Source organism: Nostoc sp. (assembly GCF_036917275.1).
Classification (GTDB): domain Bacteria; phylum Cyanobacteriota; class Cyanobacteriia; order Cyanobacteriales; family Nostocaceae; genus Nostoc.
Map to the genome: position 1 here is coordinate 44215 of NZ_JBALDF010000057.1, position 20162 is coordinate 64376.

Below are 20162 nucleotides of genomic sequence, written 5' to 3' on the forward strand. Positions count from 1 at the left end.
GCACAATGCCCCATGCCCTATGACTACAATTCATCCTGCCAGAATTACCAGGGTTCTTCCAGACTCAATAGCCGCAGAGATTGGCTTTGAGGCTGGGGATGCGATCGTTGCTATCAATGGTACATGTCCCCGCGATTTAATTGATTATCAGTTTTTGTGTGCTGATGAAGTTTTGGAATTAGAAGTTTTAGACGCTGCTGGTAAAACTCATAGCCTGGAAATTGAAAAAGATTACGACCAAGACTTGGGGCTAGAATTTGAAACTGCCCTATTTGATGGCTTAATTCAGTGCAATAATCGCTGTCCATTTTGCTTTATCGACCAACAGCCGCCAGGTAAGCGCACCAGCTTGTACTTGAAAGATGACGATTATCGTCTGAGCTTTTTATACGGTTCTTATCTTACCTTGACCAATTTGCCAGAAAAAGAATGGCAGCGAATTGAGCAAATGCGCTTGTCTCCGTTGTATGTTTCTGTTCACGCTACAGAGGCTGATGTAAGAATTCGACTGCTAAAAAATCCGCGTGCGGGACAAATTTTGCAACAACTCAAATGGTTTCAAAAAAGGCGACTACAAATTCATGCTCAAGTAGTTGTTTGTCCTGGTATAAATGATGGCAAACATCTGGAACAAACTCTCAAAGATTTAACGTCCTTTCATACAGGTGAAGTGCCTGCGGTGGCATCGGTGGCAGTTGTGCCGGTAGGGTTGACACGGTTTCGGCCTCCAGAAGACGAACTCATACCCGTAACTAGGGAAAAAGCCCAAGAAGTGATTTCCCAAGTGCAATCGCTCTCGCGACAATTTCGTCAAAAATTCGCCTCCAGCGTTGTTTGGTTAGCCGATGAGTGGTTTTTGATTGCAGGTGAGGAATTACCCAGCGAATCTGAATATGAAGAATATCCCCAAATTGATAACGGAGTTGGTTCAATTCAATTATTTCTCAAGCAATTTGCCACCGTTGCGGCAGAATTACTCCCGCCAAAAGTATATCCTCAAAGAAAATTCACTTGGGTAGTGGGCAACGCCGTAGAAGAAGCATTTCAACCCATTTTGAAACGCTTAAATTTTGTTGAAGGTTTAGAAGTCAATATGCGTGCTTTATGTAGTGATTATTGGGGACAAACTATCAGTGTAACCGGATTACTAACTGGCCATGATTTGCTTTTAAATTTAGAAGGGCAGGATTTAGGTGATGGAATTTTGCTACCGAATGTCATGTTAAAAAATGGTGAATTAGTGTTTTTAGATGATATGAGTATTGAGGAATTAGCTGGACAACTAAATACCAAATTTTTTCCAGTAGCAGGAGTTGAAGATTTAATCAAAACATGTATTTTCAATTCTGTTCAGCTTTAGTTATCAAAGTTCAGTTGTTTTTCGGAGGTAATTTGTTGTTATGCTAGATGATAAATAAGAAGTAATGCCTAATAACTAATCCATTCAGGAGTCAGTAGTGAAGAATCGGGAAAAGTATCATGAGAAGGCTAATTTACAAATAAAAAAAGCCGGATTCTTCATTTTAAGTTTTAATATTTTAATTTTAAATAGTTTTAGTATTTTGCCAGTAAAGGCGGCGACTGAAGAACCTATATTGAGCGTAGTCCATAGCCAAGAAAATGCAAATCAATGGACAGGGATAACTGACCGCTTACAGGCAATAGGGGTGAAATATTGTGTAATTCCCTTAACTGATGTCAAGAGTGTGGCAGATTGGGGCGATCGCCGGGTATTATTTTTGCCAAATGTTGAGACATTAACACCAACCCAAGCGATCGCTCTCGAAGAATGGATGAGTAAAGGTGGGCGCTTGATTGCTAGTGGCCCCGTAGGTAGTCTATCAGCGCCGGGAGTGCGGCAGTTATTGCGATCGCTTTTGGGAGGTTATTGGGGATTCAGCCTCAGTGACACAGAACAGATCAAACCCACAAAAACCAATATCCCTGAATGGGCAAATCAAACTCAACTCTTTGGCAAAGTCCGCGGCGGCGTTGTGATTCCTAATGATATGGGCACTGAATCTGCTGCTGTTTGGAATTCCAAAGATAATCCTGCTGCTGTAGTGACAACTGAGCGTTCCACCCTTTTGGGCTGGCGCTGGGGAACAGATGCAGCCTCAGCAGCCGACTTAGATAATGCCTGGTTAAAAGCTGCTCTCAATCACTATTTGACAGCGCTACCACCATCAAATCGCATGAAAAAAATAGCAGGAGGTTCCCAAAACTGTTCTACAACGGTGGCGGCTGCGCCAAGGGAGCAAGGGGGCAGAGGGGCAGGGGCGCAGGGGGGTAGTTCATCTCCGTCATCTCCTACTCCTCCTAAAACTGCCACTGCTCCCATACCTAGAGCGCTGACTACAGTCAAACCTTCAAATTCGGAAGCTATTGATCAGTTGGAACAAGCGGTGCGTCTAGATGTTGCACCTAACTCCAATGAGCCGATTAATAACAATGAAGCGATCGCTCTCCAGCAAGAGCTAGAAAATTTAATTGGTCGGGTGGAAAGCGCTAATTTAGCGGTGTCAGCTGATGCAGCTAATGAAGGTGTTGCGATATCTGACGACAAGCAATCCTTTAGGCATCTGAATACCTATACCCCCCAATCTGTCAAACAGCAGCCGACACAATTGGCGTCAACTAAATTGGGGGGACTAGGCATAAGTAAAGACCAAGCCTTGGTACAGGTAAGAGTAATTGCCAAAAACTTACCCCAATTGATTGCCCAAAAAAACTACGCTCTAGCTCGTCAGCAGTGGCTGGTAGCGAAGACGATTTTGTGGCAGCAGTTTCCCATTGATCAAAGGCTGGCTCAACCAGAAATCAGAGCAGTTTGGTTAGATCGGGGGACGATTGTCCGTGCTGGTAGCAAGGCGGGACTAGCCCAGATTTTTGATCGCCTATCCCAAGCTGGGATTAATACCGTTTTCTTTGAAACTGTTAATGCTGGCTATACCATTTATCCCAGCCAAGTGGCAAAAGAGCAAAACCCATTAATTCGTGGATGGGACCCATTAGCAGATGCGGTGAAATTAGCCCATGAGCGAGACATGGAATTACACGCTTGGGTTTGGACTTTTGCTGCTGGTAATCAACGCCACAATCAGATTATCAACGTTAATCTTGATTATCCAGGGCCAGTACTGGCGGCTCATCCCGATTGGGCAAACTACGATAATCTTGGCAACATGATTCCCGTTGGTCAGACTAAGCCATTCTTTGACCCAGCTAACCCCGAAGTGCGGCAGTACTTACTCAAGCTGTACGAGGAAATCGTTACTCGCTATGACGTGGATGGTCTACAGCTAGACTACATTCGCTACCCCTTTCAAGATCCATCAGCAGGTCGAACATACGGCTATGGCAAAGCTGCAAGAGCGCAGTTTCAGCAACTTACTGGTGTAGATCCGATAAATATTTCCCCCAGCCAACCAGACTTGTGGCAAAAGTGGACAACATTTCGCACTGAGCAAGTTAATAGCTTTGTTGCCCAAGTTTCACAGCAGTTGCGACAAAAACGACCGAATTTGATTTTGTCGGTTGCAGTATTTCCTCTGCCAGAATTAGAGCGGATTCAGAAAATTCAACAAAATTGGGAAATTTGGGCAAGGCGGGGAGATGTAGATTTAATCGTTCCGATGACTTATGCTCTGGATACTTCGCGCTTCCAACGACTAGCCCAACCCTGGATCGCCTCTAAACAATTGGGAGCTACATTGTTAGTGCCGGGAATTCGCTTACTTTCTTTGCCAACAGTTGGAGCATTCGATCAACTCCAGTTGGTTAGGGACTTGCCAGTTAGTGGTTATGCACTTTTTGCCGCAGAGAATTTTAACAACGAGCTAGAAAAACTCTTTATTAGCACCCAAGGTAAGGTTCAATCCACAACAAGTGAACCGATTCCTCACCGCCAGCCTTTTCAAACTGCCGCCATTCGTTACACCGCGCTGCAACGGGAATGGAAATTTGTTTTTCAAAATCACCAATTACAAAGAACTGCTCAGACAATATCAGATTTTAACAACCAAGCAGAAGTTTTAGGCAGTGCTTTAAATCAGCTTGCCGTTTCCCCTTCTGCTAATAAGTTAATAGTGGCGAGAGCCTCTTTAACTCGGTTCCAGTCTCAATTTCGGGTAGTGATGAGTCAAGAGCTTAAGTCGAACTCCTATCAAGTCAAAGTTTGGGAAAATCGGCTTGTAACTATAGAAAGGCTATTGCGCTATGGGGAACGGCGGGTGCAGTTGCGTCCTTAGTAGAAGAGGCAAGTTTAGGACTTACGCACCCTCTACGATTCTTCGCGCTCTTCTCTAACGAGACGCTGCGCGTTGGCAAAAGCCTCTCGCAGAGATGGCGGTAGCCTGTGGCAAGCCACTACATGTCTACGATAAATTAAGCTTTTTGGCGATTTTTGCGTAAGTTGATTAACTAACAGGACTTACGCACGGGTGATGAAAGAACGAATCACTCCAGACACAGAGAAGCCAGTGCGCCCTTGCGGTTCCCCGACTTGAAGCAACTGGCGCGACACGGTGAGACAGCGCTGTAGGAGGGTTTCCCTCCGTAGGCAACTGCGAACCCGAAGGGAGGAATGAGAGTTTGAGGGGTTTTTTGTGTAAGTCCTAACTAAGAAAAATCGGACTTTAGAATGGCGACAATTATTAAGTATCAAGTCTAGAGTAGGAAAATTGTATATAGTATCTGCAATCATGAAACTCTTTGGGCGTTTCTTGCTGCCAGTTTTTTTACTGACCTTTGCAGTAGCCTGTAACCAGACTCGTGCCTCCTTTGATAATCCCAAGCTGCAAGCATCTGTACCTTCTGCCCGACTGACACAGAATCCTACACAGCCAAAAAATCTTGTCCGAACTGAAGCATTTTCACCCACACCCATCCGGATCAATCTGAAGAATCTACCAGCACCCTTCGCAACAGAAAGTGCCTCCAAGCGACCTGAGGTTGTGCCCATTCCGCAAAATCCGGTGCTGCGCGTGCCACCAGGCTTTACAGTTAACGTCTTTGCCGAAGGTCTAGATGCCCCACGCTGGCTAGCTTTAACCCCCAGTGGTGATGTTCTAGTGACTGAAACCGAGCAAAATCGGATTCGTTTGTTGCGTGACAGCAATGGTGACGGCGTAGCCGATGTTCGAGAAACCTTTGCTAGTAGGGACAACGGACTCAATAGACCCTTTGGGATGGCTTTTGTAGGTAATTCCTTTTTTCTAGGAAACACAGACGCTGTGATGCGTTTTCCCTATACTCAAGGTCAAAACAAGATTACAGGTAAGGGAAAAAAAATCGCCAACTTGCCTGCTAAAGGTTATAACAACCATTGGACGCGCAATGTCGTTGTCTCGCCTGATGGCAAGAAATTATATGTTTCAGTTGGTTCAGGAACCAATGTGGATGAAGAACCCCTACCACGGGCTTCGATACAGGTAATGAATTTAGATGGTTCCCAGCAGCAGACTTTCGCTTCCGGCTTGCGTAATCCTGTGGGGTTGGACTTTCACCCGATCACTAAGCAGCTTTACGCCACTGTTAACGAACGGGATGGAATCGGTGATGACTTGGTTCCAGACTATCTGACACGCCTTCAAAAGGGGAAATTTTACGGCTGGCCCTATGCCTACCTGACGCCAAACAACCTTGATCCTCGTCAAAAAACAGATGGTAAAAGTAAACGCCCCGATTTAGCAGCCCGTACCCAAACGCCAGATGTGCTGTTCCAGGCGCACTCAGCAGCATTGGGTTTGCAGTTTTATGATGGTCAAACGTTTCCAAAAAAATACCGCAACGGTGCTTTTGCTGCTTTTCGTGGTTCTTGGAACCGCGATCGCGGTACCGGTTATAAAATTGTATTTGTTCCCTTCGATGCTAAAGGGCGATCGCTTGGCTACTATGAAGATTTTCTCACAGGATTTTTGCTAAATCCTTCTGTACCAACCACTTGGGGACGACCTGTAGGTTTACTCGTGTTGCCCGATGGCAGTCTACTACTAACAGAAGAAGCCAATAATCGGATTTATAGAATTCAGTATACAGGGAGTTAAACAATTCAAAATTTACGCATTTAAAAATTCAGGAGTAAAATCTCTTATCTTGGGGCAACTTAGAGCAGTTGTGATCAATAGAGATGCTGTGACCATTTCCTTCGCAGGTTTATTGCCTTTACGCTAGATTACTTAAAAATACTCATAATCATCTAGTTGAGAAATTAATTATGGCTCAGAATGAAAATAATACTCAGTCAAATATCAACGAATTTTCTCCCCATTCAGGTACACGATACTGGGGTGAGGTGGAGCTGATCGAAGAGGGAGAAACCTATAGAATTAGTCGTGTTGAAATCAAGCCCAGGCACGGCATTAAACCACAAATCCATTATCACCGCAATGAACATTGGGTTGTAGTCTCCGGTGTAGCCAAGGTGACTTGTGGCGATGCGGAAATATTACTGAATCGAAATGAGTCAACTTATGTCCCTGCTGCAACACTACATAAAGTAGAAAATCCTGGACATATTCCGCTAGTTATTCTGGAAATTCAAAATGGTGAGTATTTGGGTGAAGATGATACTGAGCGTCCTTATGACTTAAATTTGGTCAAACCTGTAGCTGAAGGTCAGTAATAATTTTAGATTTTAGACTTTGGCTACGCTCAGTCGAACGATTTTGGATTAAAGAATTGAAATTTAATCCAAAATTGTCAATTCCATTATCCAAAATTGAATTGCCCAATGCCCAATCAAAACCACCCTTCTTGTTCCAGGGTTTCAATCAGCTGCAAGCCACGGGGATCACCCACTCCTAACAGTGAGGCTTTCGCGTCTTCCCGGACTCCCAAATCTTGGTCTTCAGCAAAGGCTTCAATTAGGGCATCGATCGCTGTGGCATAAACTACATTAGAAGGGAGTTCGCGGCACAGTTGACCAATTGCCCAAGCACTGTTACTCCGCACTGCTGCCACGGGATCTTGGACTAAGGCTTCAATTAATGGTGGCATTGCGCCTATAACTGCTTCATAACCCACTTCTGCCATCTGTGCTAAGGCGCTAGCAGCCCACAAACGTACTGCGGAAATGTCAGTTCTTAAGGCGTCTGCTAGAGGCGCTAAAGAACGGCGATCGCGACAGTTTCCTAAAGCCCAAACAACGCCTTTACGCACATAGCCATTCCAATCATTGTTTAGTTGAGCAATTAACGGACTCACTGCTTCTGAACTAGGATTGCGTCCAAGTCCATAAGCTGCACTCACCCGTACTAAGGGACAGGTATCAGTTAACAGGCGAATCAGATGGGGGATAGCCCGCGCATCTTCAATATCAGAAAAAGCACGCGCCGCTAACATTCGTTCCTGGGGCTGGGGATTTGTCAGCAGGGCTAGTATCACTTCTGGATCAGGCTTCGCCACAACTGATTCGGTAGTTAGCGGCTCTATTTTATCTAAGGGGCTTTCTAGTTCCTGCTCAATATCAAGTAGGCTTAGATCGTCTTCGTCATCCATAATTTCATTTGAATCCCTTTTTGGGATTAACACATAACGCGATGTGTCAATAAGTTAAAGCCTTATATATATTAGTTGCGTCATTATCCACTTTCCATTCTCCCTCGTTGAGTTTTATCCAAACGAGAATTGTTATAACTCAGACGCTAAAGCATGTTATTGCTATCCTCTAGTTTATTTTTCTGCACTCAGGAATTTTACCATCCACAGGGATTGGGTTTGATAACCTAACTGATTGTAAAGATTTAATGCAGGTTTGTTGGATTGAAAAACTTGCAATCCAATCTGGCGATCGCCTCTCTGAATAGCCCAATTTTCCACATATCGCATTAAGGCTGTACCAATACCTCGCCGCCGATGTTCTGGCACAACATAGAGGATAAAGATATGAGCATGACGATTACCCTGCACTTGATCTATGGCATTACCAACCCAAAGGCAGGCTATAGGGGAAGTGGGGGAGTGGGATGAAGGGGACAAGGTAGATGCTTCCTGATCTTTCTTCACTCTCTCACCCAAAAAATCGACCCACCACAAGGGCGTATCACTAGAAAAGTATTGTCTAATTGTTTGTTCTAGGTGAGAAAAATCCTCATTGGGAAAAAGATCCTGGTAAGTTCGCTGCATGAATTTAAGCAGCAACGCCCGATCCAAAGCCGAGCCACGGCGAATAATATACCCCGGTAGTAGTTGTTCAGACACTGCTGATGTTTATTGTACTTAGGGACTGACAAAAAATAAATTATCCAAAATTATTTGTACATTTGTAGGGGCGCAAGGCCTTGCGCCCCTACGTTCGCGGAGCGTAGGATGTTTTTTTTATTAGAAGTCCCTTAGCTAGCTGAGTTATATGCTGCTGGTGGCAAATTAGCAGGAGTCGGTTGAGAACTTATCCCCACTTCTTCAATTGGTGCAGGTGCTGCCATATCAGAAGGTAAAAAGATCCGGGCACTGACTGCCACCAGGGCAAACAAAAATACTAATACTGCAAGCAAGGGGGCGATGTACTGACGAAATATAGCCATATTTAGATTGCAAACAAGCTCGTAACTTTTATGAGAACCTAGCTGAAGATTTGTGAAGTATTCTTGATTTATTTTAGCGATTTTCCGGGCATGAAAAATAACAGATTATCGGCTATTGCGCTCCAAGTCATCAAGAACTCTTTCGCAGTACCAATTCTCCGGCATCCCAGGATAAGTCTCCTTTGCTTGTTCAATTAACCTTTCGGCAGCGACGGTATCACCGGATAACTTAGCAATTAGCCTGTTTTTGAGATAGCTATCAGATGAACCCTCCTCTACCTGGTTTGGTATCCTTTCATTTATAGTTGATGGCCGGGACTGCTCTCTCCGCAACTGCCAAAATAAAACGTAATAAAGTGTACCAAAAATTAAAATTAGGCTGAGTGTTCCGAAAAAAGTTAGGAGGTTAAATGCTAGAAATCCCAAAACTAACTGCGAGAGAACATAGCCAAGTAATAAACCAGTGAGTAAGAGGATAAATGTGCCGACAGCAATAACTACTTGATTCCCCATATATCTATTCTTCCTCAAATCCTGGTCTGGATAATACTACCACTGGCTTTTGATTCCAAGGGGCAAAGAATGGCAATAATAGTAATCCCGGCAAAGCAGCTATTGCTGTCAGTAGAAAGAATGTAGACCAGCCGGTGGCTTGTGCCCATGTACCTGCTGGAGCCGTGAGAATATCTCTACTAAAAGCCTGCAAACTGGAAAGTAAGGCGTACTGTGTAGCTGAAAAGCTTTGGTTACAAAGACTCATCAAAAACGCTACAAAAGCAGCAGTTTCTAGACCAGCACAGAATTGTTCTATATTAACAGCAGCTAACATTAGATAAAAGTTTTTACCTACTACGGCCAACGCAAAGAAAGCCAAGTTGCCGACAGCTTGCAGGATGGCGAATATCCAGAGCGAGCGATTAACACCAATTTTGGTCATTATTGCTCCTGCTGCCAAGGTGCCAACAATAGTGGCGAAAATTCCCAATGCGCCAGGAAATGCGATGTCGGTTTGAGTGAAATGTAAGCCTTTATCTAACAAAAATGGGGTGGATACATTCTTCAGTAAAGAATCCCCCAATTTGTAGATTACAATAAATACCAAGATTAAAAGCGCTTGTAGCCAGCCATGACGCTGAAAAAATTCAATAAAGGGTAATTTGACGGCAGCAGATAAAGTCTGAGGCGGGCGATCGCGTAGGACTGGTTCTGGTGCAAAAATAGAACTTACCACGCCTACGAGCATCAACAGCGACATCAACAAGTAAACAGCTTGCCAAGGCATTCTGTCTGCTAAAAATAGGGTAACGTAACCGGTTACTAGAATCGCAATGCGATAACCCAATAAGTAAATAGATGCTCCCGCACCTCTTTCTTGTACTTCCACTACATCAGTGCGGTAAGCATCAACTAAAATGTCTTGGCTGGCGCTAAAAAAAGCAACGGCCACAGCAGCAATTATTAAAGGTTGTAGCCCTTGGGATGGGTTTTGTAGAGCCATTGCAGCTATACTTAACAGTAATAATACTTGTATAATTACTAACCAACCTCGCCGTCGTCCCAAAAAAGGCGGTACAAATCTATCTAGTAAAGGCGACCAGAGAAATTTTAAAGAATAGGGGAGCTTTACTAAACTAAAAGCAGCGATCGCTGCCAAGCTGATTCCTTCTTTGGTCAACCATGCTTGTAATGTTTGACTGGTTAAATATAACGGCAACCCTGATGAAAAGCCAAGAAATAACAAAGCTCCCATCTTTGGGCTGCCAAAAATTCGTAGCAGCGATTTATTTACTTCCACAATCTTGAAGATTCCTTTTTATTTAATTGAATTGCAGTTATCTTGCCATAACTACTGTCTAATTTCGTGTAAGCACACAAACTTGCTAAGATTTACTTTATTTAAGATACATATCAGCAATACTCTAACAGTGTGATTATTCCTTAATTTTCCTTAATTGAATAAACCTGATGTGCCCTGATTTCTACCTTGTGGGCAGCGAGGCATTTTTCCCAACCTTCACGAGTGCCGATGTCGCTTTTGTCCTTGAGCAATCCTAATTCATCTTCTTGCTGCGTGAGTTTAGCAAATTCTTCGTAGCGTGGGTAGTTGCTGGTAACAAATGTTTCCTTACGGTGTAAAATCGGCGGATTTGCCCTAGTTTCGTAGTCTCGATGAGTTATGAAGAGGGTTTTTAAATCAATACCGATACTGGCTTTTAACGCCGGATGCGGATCGGTGTCGAATTCCGGGTAAGACAGATAGGATATTTGCGGCTTATCAGTGTGATATTTTATCAATGTGGCTCCATCTACACGCCCAATGGTGCGGCTAGCGCAACCTTCACAAATTCGCAGCACCGGATCAAGTGCAGCAAGTGTCGAAACATGGACGTAAAGGGCACCGCGTGTATGTTTACCAATTTTGCTTTTTTCGCACGCAGTTTGAATCAGCCCAGATTTGCCTAAGCTGAAAAGTTTTTGGTCGGCTACTTGGCAAGCTTCTTCATAACTACTAAAAAAGGCTTTGATATCGTGCCGCATTTCTGGCGCTAGCTTTTGCCATGCAGGACGTCGATCAAAGTGAGTGAGGGCGAGATAGACTTGGATATCCAGAGAACGACGATAAGCGATCGCGTCCCATTCAGCCTCATCAGTAGCTTGCAAAACTACACCAAAGGCGCGGCGGAAGTTACCAAATTCGCTCAGTAATTCCTGTTCATTTTCCAATTCGCCTTTCACAGGTAATCTACCGCGCTTGGTAAAAAAAGACATTAAAGGTTGCAGCTGTTTTTGATAGTCTTCAAACCGCTTAACAGGGATGCGGACTCGCGGTGTAGAAGTAGTAGAAAAGAAGCGGATAGCTTTGTAACTTTCTTTTTGGGCTTCATCTCGAAAAACAAAGTATACGCCTAGTGCTATCGGTACTGCATCTACATTTAGGACTTCATCAATATAAGCTTTGAGTTCTTCTTGTTCGTAATATTTCTGAAAAGTATTGCGGCGTGTCACAATGCCATCATTGTAAGCAAGTTGAGTTTTGCTGGGAGCGTTAATCAGTATTTGAGCAGCGACAATTAAAACTTTCCCGGTGAGTTCCCAAGCTTGGCGAAGGCTTTGACGGCGTTCTTCTGAATCTTCAATCACGTTGAGGACATAACCCAAATTGACCACATCGGCGGCGGTACGTGGTACATCGGGATAGTAGTAAGGATCCCAGCCTGCACTGGTGTAACCTAAGTTGCCTACTCGTTGGACATCGCCACCGTAGCCGCAACCGTAGTCAAAAAAAGTGGTGTCTTGATTGAGGATTGACCCTTCTATAGCCAATCGTACAGGGCGAGATATATCAATGCGAGCGATCGCAGCTCTATGACGCTCGATTTCTAGCGCTTCAGGCATAAGAATAATTCGTAATTCGTAATGACGCTAGAATACTCGCTAACGCTACGCTAACGTAATTCGTAATTTAAGACACTTATTACTTAATATTCTTTCAATTTTTAACCGCCAGTTCAATTAAATCTTCAATTTTCTTGATATTTTGATCACCTGCTAAGTAACCAATACCACGATGCAAATGTAAGCGGAATTGGGTGGCGAGGGTTTCTTTATCAGTGGGATAGCCGTCATTGTGACAGCGTTGCTTGAGTGCGAGGAGCAAAATATCGGACATTTCGCCACCAAAGACGCGCCAACTCATTTCGACGTTGCTATCTTGGGGGATTGCGACGGGGGAGGGTGCGGTTGATTCTGCGAGGGAACGACAAAACGCCCAACGGCATAAGATATTCCATTGGTCGATTTTTGTGCTGCGCTTAAGTTTGGTAAGTTGGTCTTTGGCTGTTTGGGAGAGTTTAATTCTTTCTATTGGTGATTCCATAAGTTTTTAATTAACGAACCGTAGAGGCATAGCGAAGAGAAGGGAATTACCAAAAATATCCTGGTTGGATAGTTGTTTGGCGGGTGGAGGAGTCGTATTTGAGCAGGTATTCACGAGCGATCGCTTCGTTTTCTCGCAGTGTTTCTACTTCTTTCTTTGCAATCTCAGTGTCGGTAGATAACAAAATTACTTGATGACTGGCGGATGGAAAGTAACGTTCAACTAAGTTACTGCGGTGAGAAGAGTCTAGTCTACCTAGTGGTGTATCGATGGCTACTGGTAGGCGGTGTCCAGAGACTTTTGCTAAACCCCAGAGGAAGGCGATCGCTAGTAGTTGTTTTTCGCCTGCTGATAAACGATGTTTAGGCACTGGTTTACCATTTAAATCATAAAGCAAAAGGCTGAAAGTCTTAGTATCAATGGTGATGCGATGCACCAAGTCTGATTTATGCAAGAGATAAAGGAAACAATTTTTAACTTCCTCCTCTAATTTATTGAGTTTTCGCAGGGTTAATTTTTCACGAAAAATCTTGAGTGTGTTTTGAACTTTAGCCGCAGAGGTAATAATATGTTCGCTATTTTTATGTTTAATGTTTTCTACTGTATATTCACTTAATTCTTTTTTTGACTTGGCAATAATAGTTTCTAATTCAGCTAAACGGCGGCGGATTGTTTCGTAATTTGCTTTAGCTTCAACAACTTGATTTTGGGCCGCTTCTAGTGCTTGACGCAGCTTCGTATAATCTTCTGGTGCTGCTGCTGTTTGCACTTGCCTTTCTAAAGTATGAATTTCTTCTTCTTTATTTTTGAGAATAGCTAATTTTTCTTTTGCAGAAAGTTTAGAATTTTGTAAATGATATATAAGATTATCTAGCTGAGTTAAAGTCTCATCATCGGCTAATAGCCAAGGTACTTTTATCTGGATAGTCTTTGCATATAAATTATCTATATCTTGGATTAAAAATGATTGGATTTTTTCAACTTGTATCAGAGAAACTTCTACTTGATTTAGCCAAGTAAGTAAACGCTGATCTCGTTCAATTAACAAATCTTTAGAAATTTGTACCTGTTGATGGCGAAATTCCTTTTCTCCCTGTGTTTGCGCCTGAGTAAGTAAATTAGGAATTAATGCCAAAGGTAAAACATCAGCCGCTAATTCACACATCGACTGACGTACTTGTTCAATTTCCGCAGTTTTTGTATCCTGTTGTAGTTCTAGTTGATTGCGTTCTGCTGCAATCTTCCCACCTTCAGAAATGAATTTATCAAAGGCTTCTTGCTGCTTTTGTTCTAATTCTTCTACCTGATTTTTGAGAATTTCTACTTTTTCTTCTGTATTTTGATAATCTTCTTGCTGTTGGGTTAATCTAGTTTCAATTTCCTCTAAATTTGCTAAATCTTTACTATTACCAACTTCTTTAAGTTTACGGTTAACTAAGATATCTAAATCAACTGCTAAACGATCTGCCAATTCTAGCCCTAAAAGTCCACGAATTGCATCTACTACAACTGGTGGTGGTGTTTCCTGTTCTGCAAGTTCTTTAACTTGTTCACCATCAAAGAGAAATAAATTAGAAATACCTAATGGCAGGAGATTTTCAATATATTCATCCCATATATTAACTAAAGCATCAGGCCATGTATCACTGTCACCCAAAATACCTAACGTATCTTTGCCATCTTTAGGATTTTTTACCCAACTACGGACAACACGGTATTTTATTGGTTTATCGTTTTCAATATGTTCAAAAAGCAACTCAATTCGGGTGTCTGCAACTGGATCAATTTTATTGTTAACACATTGGTTGAGAAAATCGCTATAACTTAAATTACCACGGGTAGAACATTGGGCACGGGGGCCATAAAGGGCGAGACGAATCGCATCCATAAGAGTGGTTTTTCCGCCGCCATTCATACCACCTAAAAGGATAATTGGGTGTGAGGTTTCCTCATCAATTTTTGGGTTAAGATTAATTACCTGTTTACCACTGTAGGGGCCAAAGTTTTGTAGAACGAGTTCAAGAAATATCATTGATTTTTAAGATTAACATGAGTTCGACAGCGATCGCAAAAGCAGAAAGTTTGTGATGAAAGGAATCAGATAAAATTAATTAGATGGTTTTGTCTGACGCATTGAGAGAAATTATTATCTATGAAATATAAATAATACCATCACTAAGTGTTAAGAAATGTGATTGTATCTGTCTCGGTATTCGTAAGCGTGGCTAGCTTTGCACACCTCCAGCTTGAAAAATCTGTTCGGCGGTTAAATTCAATTCTGGGAAAGTAGGCGAGACAATATGGCTATCGCCTTTAAATTGAGTAACTTGGTACTCACCATCAATTAATTGATAAATGGATATAGTAGGCAGCTTAGGATTGCCAATAAACTTCTTAGCACCTATAGCCGCATAATCTATAATCCAATATTCAGGAATACCTATAGCTTCATAATAAGCTAATTTTTTGTAGTAATCATCTCGCCAATTAGTACTAACAACTTCAATAACTAAGGGAGTAGATGTAGCTTGAGATACAGTTGATTCTTTTTTCCATAAAGGCTCATTCACTAAATTTGGTCGATTGATTATTAAAATGTCTGGGGAATAAGCTGATTCACCTTCAGATGGCTTGACTAATACAGTTTTTGGAATGAAGTAAGGAAGTTTTTGTCGCCCAATTTCGATAGATATATTTAGCGCCAAAAAACCAACAACATCTTCATTATCTCCCACTGGTTGTGCTATTTTAACAATTACGCCATCATGTAATTCGTATCTCCCACCCTCAGGCCGCCAAGCTGCAAAATCTTCAAAATTTACTAATTTGTGTATGGCTTGAATCATAGAACCTCGTTTGTTTTAAGATAACCCAACTTTGCCAAGCGTTCTTTAAGTAGTTTGGTTAACTCCCGTCTTCTATTATTCTGAGTTTTCCTTTTTAAATTTCATACTTGCCCAAGTTACCTCTTCATCATTTTCACTTTCACCTTCATCTACCTCATTGATTGTTGCAACATCGCCTAAAGTCATCTGCTTGACTTTTGCAACGTCGCCTTGACTAACTGCTTCGCTTAATTCGCGTTTCAATCGAGCATTTTTAATCGCGTCTTCTGGAGAACGTGAACTCGTATTAAAACATTTTTCTAGCGTTTCGTATATTCCCACGCGACGAGTCTTTTTGCGATACTGGCGTTCTGTGTCTAACAATTTCGCCATGAGTTCCAAGTGCATCGCGTCACCTTCACAGATTTCTTCTAATACTATCCATTCATCACGGCCTAGTAGGCTATAGTCAGCACCAGGACGGGGGTCTTGAAATTCTTCCCCTGTCACTTCTTGATAAATTCGGGGTAAGCTATCATCAAATTCGTGTTTTTCTTCTAACCAAATGCGGCGAATTTCGCTCATTTCTTCTAGAGTAATTAAGGTGATATCGCGCATATTTTCTGGCGCTGTATGACGGGTTTTGGTTTGCGCTTCTAATAATCGTCTGAGCCAATGTTCTCGCCAATATTTGGTATAAGGGCCAGGTATTGGTTCAATAGTTGTTTCCCCATCTTTATTACGCTCAAATAGTTGAACATCTCCCCAAATTCTTCTAAAATCTCTCTTATCCCAGTCATCTTTAATATCTAGTTCGTTACGGATATCTAATAGAGGCTGCATCCATTCTTTCTCTTCATCATTTTGGATCATCGCTTCCATCGATTTATCCTTACTAACGATTGTGCAAACCCAGCAGCCAAATCGGGAATCACCACAGCTAGGAGTAGAAGTATCAACAACTAGTGGACATTCATTATCGGCTGTTGCACCTCGATACATAATAAATAAGTCTTTGTTGCTATATCCCCAAGAATTTTGCCACTGATTTAAGTAAATCCAAACTTCATCAGTACGCCAATCTTCAATAGGAAGATAAATCAATGAGTTAGGTCGGTTGGGATTAGTATTTATGTGATCACGTACCCGCGATTCTCTATGTTTAGCCATCGTAGCAGCACGTTTAGAACTTTCAGCCTTGCGTGTACCTAAGACAAGAATTACTTCACCACTAGACCTAATAACTGCACGGATAAAGCTGTCAGATGGTTGAATTTTCAGGCGTTCAGTACACCATCTAAATCTGTTTCGCGGTGCTGGGTAGCCTTTTCCAATTAAGTTTACCCAAAAAGTATCCTTAATTGCAGGATAAAGCAAATGGGGTTCAATTGGCATTTCTTGCTCTTTAGCAGCGACTTTCATCTGTTCTAAAGAGTTACGTACCCAAACAGAGACCACAGGGTTTTCTACCAGCGTATCAGTTGTAATAACATGGATTGTTTTAGTTCTCTTTTCCTTAGGGAGTGCTGCGATCGCATTCCAGATCAGCTGTAAGGTAGCAGTACTATCTTTGCCGCCCGAATAGCCCACCACCCAAGGTATCTCATCTAAACAATACAATTCTTGAATTTCAGTGGTGAGAGCTTGGATATAGTCCACTAACTCTGCTACAGTACGTGTTTGCTGGCCTGTCTTGAAAAATTGCTCCTCTTGGGGAAACCCCAAGACCGCATTTTTCGCTTTATTTTCTGGTTGTTGTGCTGTAGTCATTTCTCCTTCTCTATGGAAACACTGGCATAATATCCCGGCGAATAGCGAATAAGGCAAATAGAATTCGCGGCTATACAGACAAAACCCACGGAGGTGGGTTTAAAAAAAGTTTTTAAAAACTTTACTACTAATATCCAAATTTTTGGATAATTAAACGACATAATCCTATTCTGTTTTTAAAATTTAACATGAAAGATAGTGCATCTGACCCAACGGCTGACATCGCTAGAGAATACCAGGAACGGGAAAACAAGGAAAAACAGGTACTAGCTTTACTCCTAGAGAAGTTTTTAGGAAGAAAAGATCAGATTCTCGTTCAAAAAACCGAGATGGGCGATACTGAGGCTTATGTTAGTTCTGTTACCTTGGAATGGTTTGCAGGTCGGGTTCACTTCGCCTCTGGCTTACCTCTGTTTCAAAAAAAGTATAATTCAGAGACTAATAATGTCGAGATTGACGCGGATACCATTGATGAAATTCAGCAGCGTCCCCTTGATTGGTCACGTCAAGCACCGCTAGTGCAGTATTTAGCGGCTCGACAAAATCACAAATTTCCGCCAGTGCTAGTAGCAATTAATCAACCGTGGGTGGATAATCCTAAAGCTGCTGAGTGGGATAGTGAAGGACGCGCTACCAAGTCTACTACTGATTTCATCCCCCTAGATAAAGACGCTAAAGTAGGTCTGCTGAATATTTCTGAGGATGATGTAACTATTTATGCGCTAGATGGTCAACACCGACTAATGGGTGTACAGGGGTTGATAGAGTTAATTAAAACTCGCAAACTCCAGCGCTATAAAAAAGATAAAGGTGCTGATGATAGTTTTATTACAGTCAATGATTTGATAGAAAAGTACCAAGTAGACCTTGCTTACTTGCAAAATTTACCCAAAGAAAAAATTGGTATTGAGTTCATCTGTGCGGTAGCGGCTGGGGAAACTCGCACCCAGGCGAGGCGGAGGGTGAGGTCGATTTTTGTTCATGTTAACCTGATGGCTGCACCCTTGACTAAAGGGCAACTAACACAGTTGAATGAAGATGATGGTTTTGCGATCGTTGCTAGAAAAATTGCAGTTACACATCCATTATTAGAACAACGACAAGAGCGCAATCCCCGCGTCAATTGGAATAGTGCAACAGTAGCCTCCAATTCTACAGTTTTGACGACATTGCAAGCTCTACAAGATATGTCTGAGCGATATTTGGCTCAAAAGTTCCCTCACTGGAAACCCTTGGAAAAAGGTCTAATTCCCATGCGTCCAGAGGATGAAGAACTTGAGCAGGGAATTAAGGAATTCAGCAAGCTATTTGATTCTTTAGCTAGTCTTTCCAGTTATAAAATTTTAGAACACGAGGATACACCAGCTTTACGGCGCTTCAGCTTTGAGAAGGATGGAGGTGAAGGAAATATGCTTTTCCGTCCAGTTGCTCAAGTTGCATTAGCGCAAGCTTTAGGAATTTTGGTATTTAAAAAAGGTTTTTCCCTGGCAGATATTTTTAAGAAACTGCGAAAGTTTGACCAGCAAGGTGGTTTTAGTGGTATGGAATATCCCCAATCTCTTTGGTATGGGGTTTTGTATGACCCAAATAAAAAGCGGGTGCAGGTTGCTGGAAGAGATTTGGCAGCGAAGCTATTGGTTTATATTCTGGATGGAATTCAGGAACAGATGGAACGTGCTGAACTTCGTAAGGCTTTAGCGGATGCTAGGACTGTGGAAGATAAAACTATAGGTTTTGATGGCAAGTTTGTTGAACCCAAGCAAGTGGGACTTCCACCTGTACTGTAAGAATTGTATATAAAATGACGTTTCTGTAGTTGCATTTAGCCAAAGTACAAGTGTATAATTTTGTGAGTGTCCAGTTGGGCATAAAACATAAGCAAAGCGTTCCGTAGAGCGCAGGAAAAATAAATGGCTACAAAAATAACAGCTCCTTTCTTCGCTACTGCTGCTTGTAAAGCATACAAAGAGGATAAAGAGTCCAGTCGAGTAATTTGGAATCTGACAGTTCCTCTATGCGAAGTACCTCAAGGTTTGCCTTTAGATCCCAATGCCAGACTAGCCAACGAAAATCGGCGGACTGTAAAAAGTATGTTGACTACTCTGGCACAAAAGCCAGAAGAGTTTATTTTCTACAACAATGGAATTTTAATTGTTGCAGACTCAATACAGGTTAAAGGTCATGGCACCGGCGGAGGGTTTGATGTTGAGCTTTTACTTGTTAGTCCTGAGGAAGCACAGGAAGACAATTTCATCGGTAATGGTATCGTAAATGGTGGGCACACTTACACTGCTATCACAAAAGCCCGCAGTCATTACGATAAATTAAAATCAAAAGGATCTAAACCAAAACTTAACCAACAAACTGGTAAGGCTGACTTCTCAGAGTTGGAAAATGCTAGTGTGCAAATTTTTGTGCTGGTCAACATCAGCCAAGAAGAAATATCAAATATCAGTAGGTATCGTAATACTAGTGAGAGTGTTGAGGAGTTTAGTCTTAAAAACCTAGCTAAAGATTGGGACATCATCGGAGAATACCTTCCTGCTGGATGTAAACCTTATGTTGCTTTCAGAGAGGGCGAAAATAAGCAATTCGATGTGACTGATTTGGTTCGTCGCCTTGCTTGCATTAATAATAAGTTGTATCCCTGGCGAGGTTCAGACGGTTCACCTAAAAATCCTAGTGCAACTTGCTCTGCATACGGAACTCTCATTAAGAATTGGAAAAAAGAAGACTTTAGTGAGATTGTGCCTTTACTTAAAGATGTCCTCTATATTGAGGAGTGTCTTCGTGATGAGTATGATCGGCAAAAAGGGCTGAGTAAGCTAAACGGTGTTGAAAAAAAGACTTATCAGTTCATCACAGGTAAGCAATTTAATCACACCCTTCCCATTACTTTTGTATTTCCTATTCTTGCAGCCTTCCGTGTATTTATCAAAGATGGAAAGTGGGAGAGTCCTGTAGAAAAGTTATGGGATGAGATGGGAAACACCCTCCTGAATAACTTGTTAACTGCCTACAGAAATGAGGGGAGGGGAAATCCAGCTGCCTTTGGGCGTTCTGCTTCAACATGGTCTAACCTTCTTTTAGTTCCCATGTTGAAGTTAACTGAATAGTTAAACTTATCTGAGCGTTAATAACTATACTCATACTGACAGTTAAACT

At 42.2% G+C, this 20162-nt stretch carries 16 protein-coding genes; 6 read left to right on the plus strand and 10 right to left on the minus strand.

Annotation, left to right across the window (positions count from 1 at the left end; genetic code table 11):
* The first annotated feature begins 19 nt into the window (after window positions 1-19).
* The 4 genes from V7K35_RS22050 to V7K35_RS22065 all read left to right on the plus strand — a co-directional run bounded on the left by V7K35_RS22050 (window position 20) and on the right by V7K35_RS22065 (window position 6625).
* A complete protein-coding gene (locus V7K35_RS22050) occupies window positions 20-1360 on the plus strand; it encodes a TIGR03279 family radical SAM protein (RefSeq protein ID WP_335081621.1) in 1341 nt (446 codons plus the stop codon).
* Window positions 1361-1457: 97 nt separating this feature from the next.
* A complete protein-coding gene (locus V7K35_RS22055) occupies window positions 1458-4250 on the plus strand; it encodes a glycoside hydrolase family 10 protein (protein WP_335081623.1) in 2793 nt (930 codons plus the stop codon).
* A 453-nt stretch (window positions 4251-4703) separates the two neighbouring features.
* Window positions 4704-6047 carry a PQQ-dependent sugar dehydrogenase gene (locus V7K35_RS22060; protein WP_335081625.1) on the plus strand — a complete coding sequence of 448 codons (1344 nt, stop codon included), beginning with the start codon at window positions 4704-4706 and terminating at the stop codon, window positions 6045-6047.
* Window positions 6048-6217: 170 nt separating this feature from the next.
* The gene (locus V7K35_RS22065; protein ID WP_334795559.1) at window positions 6218-6625 is read left to right on the plus strand and encodes a phosphomannose isomerase type II C-terminal cupin domain; all 408 of its coding nucleotides are present in this window, start codon (window positions 6218-6220) and stop codon (window positions 6623-6625) included.
* 116 nt (window positions 6626-6741) lie between these two features.
* Here the strand turns inward: V7K35_RS22065 and V7K35_RS22070 are convergent, their stop codons facing one another.
* The 10 genes from V7K35_RS22070 to dndC form a co-directional block, all read right to left on the minus strand.
* Window positions 6742-7500: a HEAT repeat domain-containing protein gene (locus tag V7K35_RS22070; protein ID WP_335081627.1), complete on the minus strand. Its 759-nt coding sequence runs from the start codon at window positions 7498-7500 to the stop codon at window positions 6742-6744.
* Between the two features lie 174 nt (window positions 7501-7674).
* Entirely contained in the window at window positions 7675-8202 is a 528-nt protein-coding gene (locus tag V7K35_RS22075) for a GNAT family N-acetyltransferase (protein ID WP_335081629.1), read from the minus strand.
* A gap of 131 nt (window positions 8203-8333) precedes the next feature.
* Window positions 8334-8525 carry a hypothetical protein gene (locus tag V7K35_RS22080; RefSeq protein WP_334795562.1) on the minus strand — a complete coding sequence of 64 codons (192 nt, stop codon included), beginning with the start codon at window positions 8523-8525 and terminating at the stop codon, window positions 8334-8336.
* A gap of 105 nt (window positions 8526-8630) precedes the next feature.
* On the minus strand, window positions 8631-9038 hold the full coding sequence (locus V7K35_RS22085) for an ABC transporter permease (protein ID WP_335081630.1): 408 nt from the start codon (window positions 9036-9038) through the stop codon (window positions 8631-8633).
* A 4-nt stretch (window positions 9039-9042) separates the two neighbouring features.
* On the minus strand, window positions 9043-10320 hold the full coding sequence (locus V7K35_RS22090; protein ID WP_335081632.1) for an AmpG family muropeptide MFS transporter: 1278 nt from the start codon (window positions 10318-10320) through the stop codon (window positions 9043-9045).
* Between the two features lie 143 nt (window positions 10321-10463).
* Window positions 10464-11921 carry a DNA phosphorothioation-associated putative methyltransferase gene (locus V7K35_RS22095; RefSeq protein ID WP_335081635.1) on the minus strand — a complete coding sequence of 486 codons (1458 nt, stop codon included), beginning with the start codon at window positions 11919-11921 and terminating at the stop codon, window positions 10464-10466.
* Window positions 11922-12015: 94 nt separating this feature from the next.
* A complete protein-coding gene (gene dndE, locus V7K35_RS22100) occupies window positions 12016-12402 on the minus strand; it encodes a DNA sulfur modification protein DndE (protein WP_335081637.1) in 387 nt (128 codons plus the stop codon).
* Window positions 12403-12448: 46 nt separating this feature from the next.
* Entirely contained in the window at window positions 12449-14434 is a 1986-nt protein-coding gene (gene dndD, locus V7K35_RS22105; protein ID WP_335081639.1) for a DNA sulfur modification protein DndD, read from the minus strand.
* Window positions 14435-14627: 193 nt separating this feature from the next.
* A complete protein-coding gene (locus V7K35_RS22110) occupies window positions 14628-15248 on the minus strand; it encodes a Uma2 family endonuclease (protein WP_335081643.1) in 621 nt (206 codons plus the stop codon).
* Window positions 15249-15323: 75 nt separating this feature from the next.
* Window positions 15324-16997 carry a DNA phosphorothioation system sulfurtransferase DndC gene (gene dndC, locus V7K35_RS22115; RefSeq protein WP_335081645.1) on the minus strand — a complete coding sequence of 558 codons (1674 nt, stop codon included), beginning with the start codon at window positions 16995-16997 and terminating at the stop codon, window positions 15324-15326.
* 188 nt (window positions 16998-17185) lie between these two features.
* On the opposite strand from dndC, the gene V7K35_RS22120 reads away from it, so the two are divergent.
* On the plus strand, window positions 17186-18784 hold the full coding sequence (locus V7K35_RS22120) for a DGQHR domain-containing protein (RefSeq protein WP_335081648.1): 1599 nt from the start codon (window positions 17186-17188) through the stop codon (window positions 18782-18784).
* A gap of 123 nt (window positions 18785-18907) precedes the next feature.
* Complete coding sequence (locus V7K35_RS22125) at window positions 18908-20113, plus strand: AIPR family protein (RefSeq protein WP_335081650.1); 1206 nt, start codon at window positions 18908-18910, stop codon at window positions 20111-20113.
* The last annotated feature ends 49 nt before the right edge of the window (window positions 20114-20162 follow it).

Coding starts and splice junctions, on each gene's coding strand:
- V7K35_RS22050 (WP_335081621.1), top strand. CDS start 20: ATGACTACAATTCATCCTGCCAGAATTACCAGGGTTCTTCCAGACTCA.
- V7K35_RS22060 (WP_335081625.1), top strand. CDS start 4,704: ATGAAACTCTTTGGGCGTTTCTTGCTGCCAGTTTTTTTACTGACCTTT.
- dndE (WP_335081637.1), bottom strand. CDS start 12,402: ATGGAATCACCAATAGAAAGAATTAAACTCTCCCAAACAGCCAAAGAC.
- V7K35_RS22125 (WP_335081650.1), top strand. CDS start 18,908: ATGGCTACAAAAATAACAGCTCCTTTCTTCGCTACTGCTGCTTGTAAA.
- V7K35_RS22095 (WP_335081635.1), bottom strand. CDS start 11,921: ATGCCTGAAGCGCTAGAAATCGAGCGTCATAGAGCTGCGATCGCTCGC.
- V7K35_RS22085 (WP_335081630.1), bottom strand. CDS start 9,038: ATGGGGAATCAAGTAGTTATTGCTGTCGGCACATTTATCCTCTTACTC.
- V7K35_RS22065 (WP_334795559.1), top strand. CDS start 6,218: ATGGCTCAGAATGAAAATAATACTCAGTCAAATATCAACGAATTTTCT.
- V7K35_RS22110 (WP_335081643.1), bottom strand. CDS start 15,248: ATGATTCAAGCCATACACAAATTAGTAAATTTTGAAGATTTTGCAGCT.
- dndC (WP_335081645.1), bottom strand. CDS start 16,997: ATGACTACAGCACAACAACCAGAAAATAAAGCGAAAAATGCGGTCTTG.
- V7K35_RS22080 (WP_334795562.1), bottom strand. CDS start 8,525: ATGGCTATATTTCGTCAGTACATCGCCCCCTTGCTTGCAGTATTAGTA.
- V7K35_RS22120 (WP_335081648.1), top strand. CDS start 17,186: ATGAAAGATAGTGCATCTGACCCAACGGCTGACATCGCTAGAGAATAC.
- dndD (WP_335081639.1), bottom strand. CDS start 14,434: ATGATATTTCTTGAACTCGTTCTACAAAACTTTGGCCCCTACAGTGGT.
- V7K35_RS22070 (WP_335081627.1), bottom strand. CDS start 7,500: ATGGATGACGAAGACGATCTAAGCCTACTTGATATTGAGCAGGAACTA.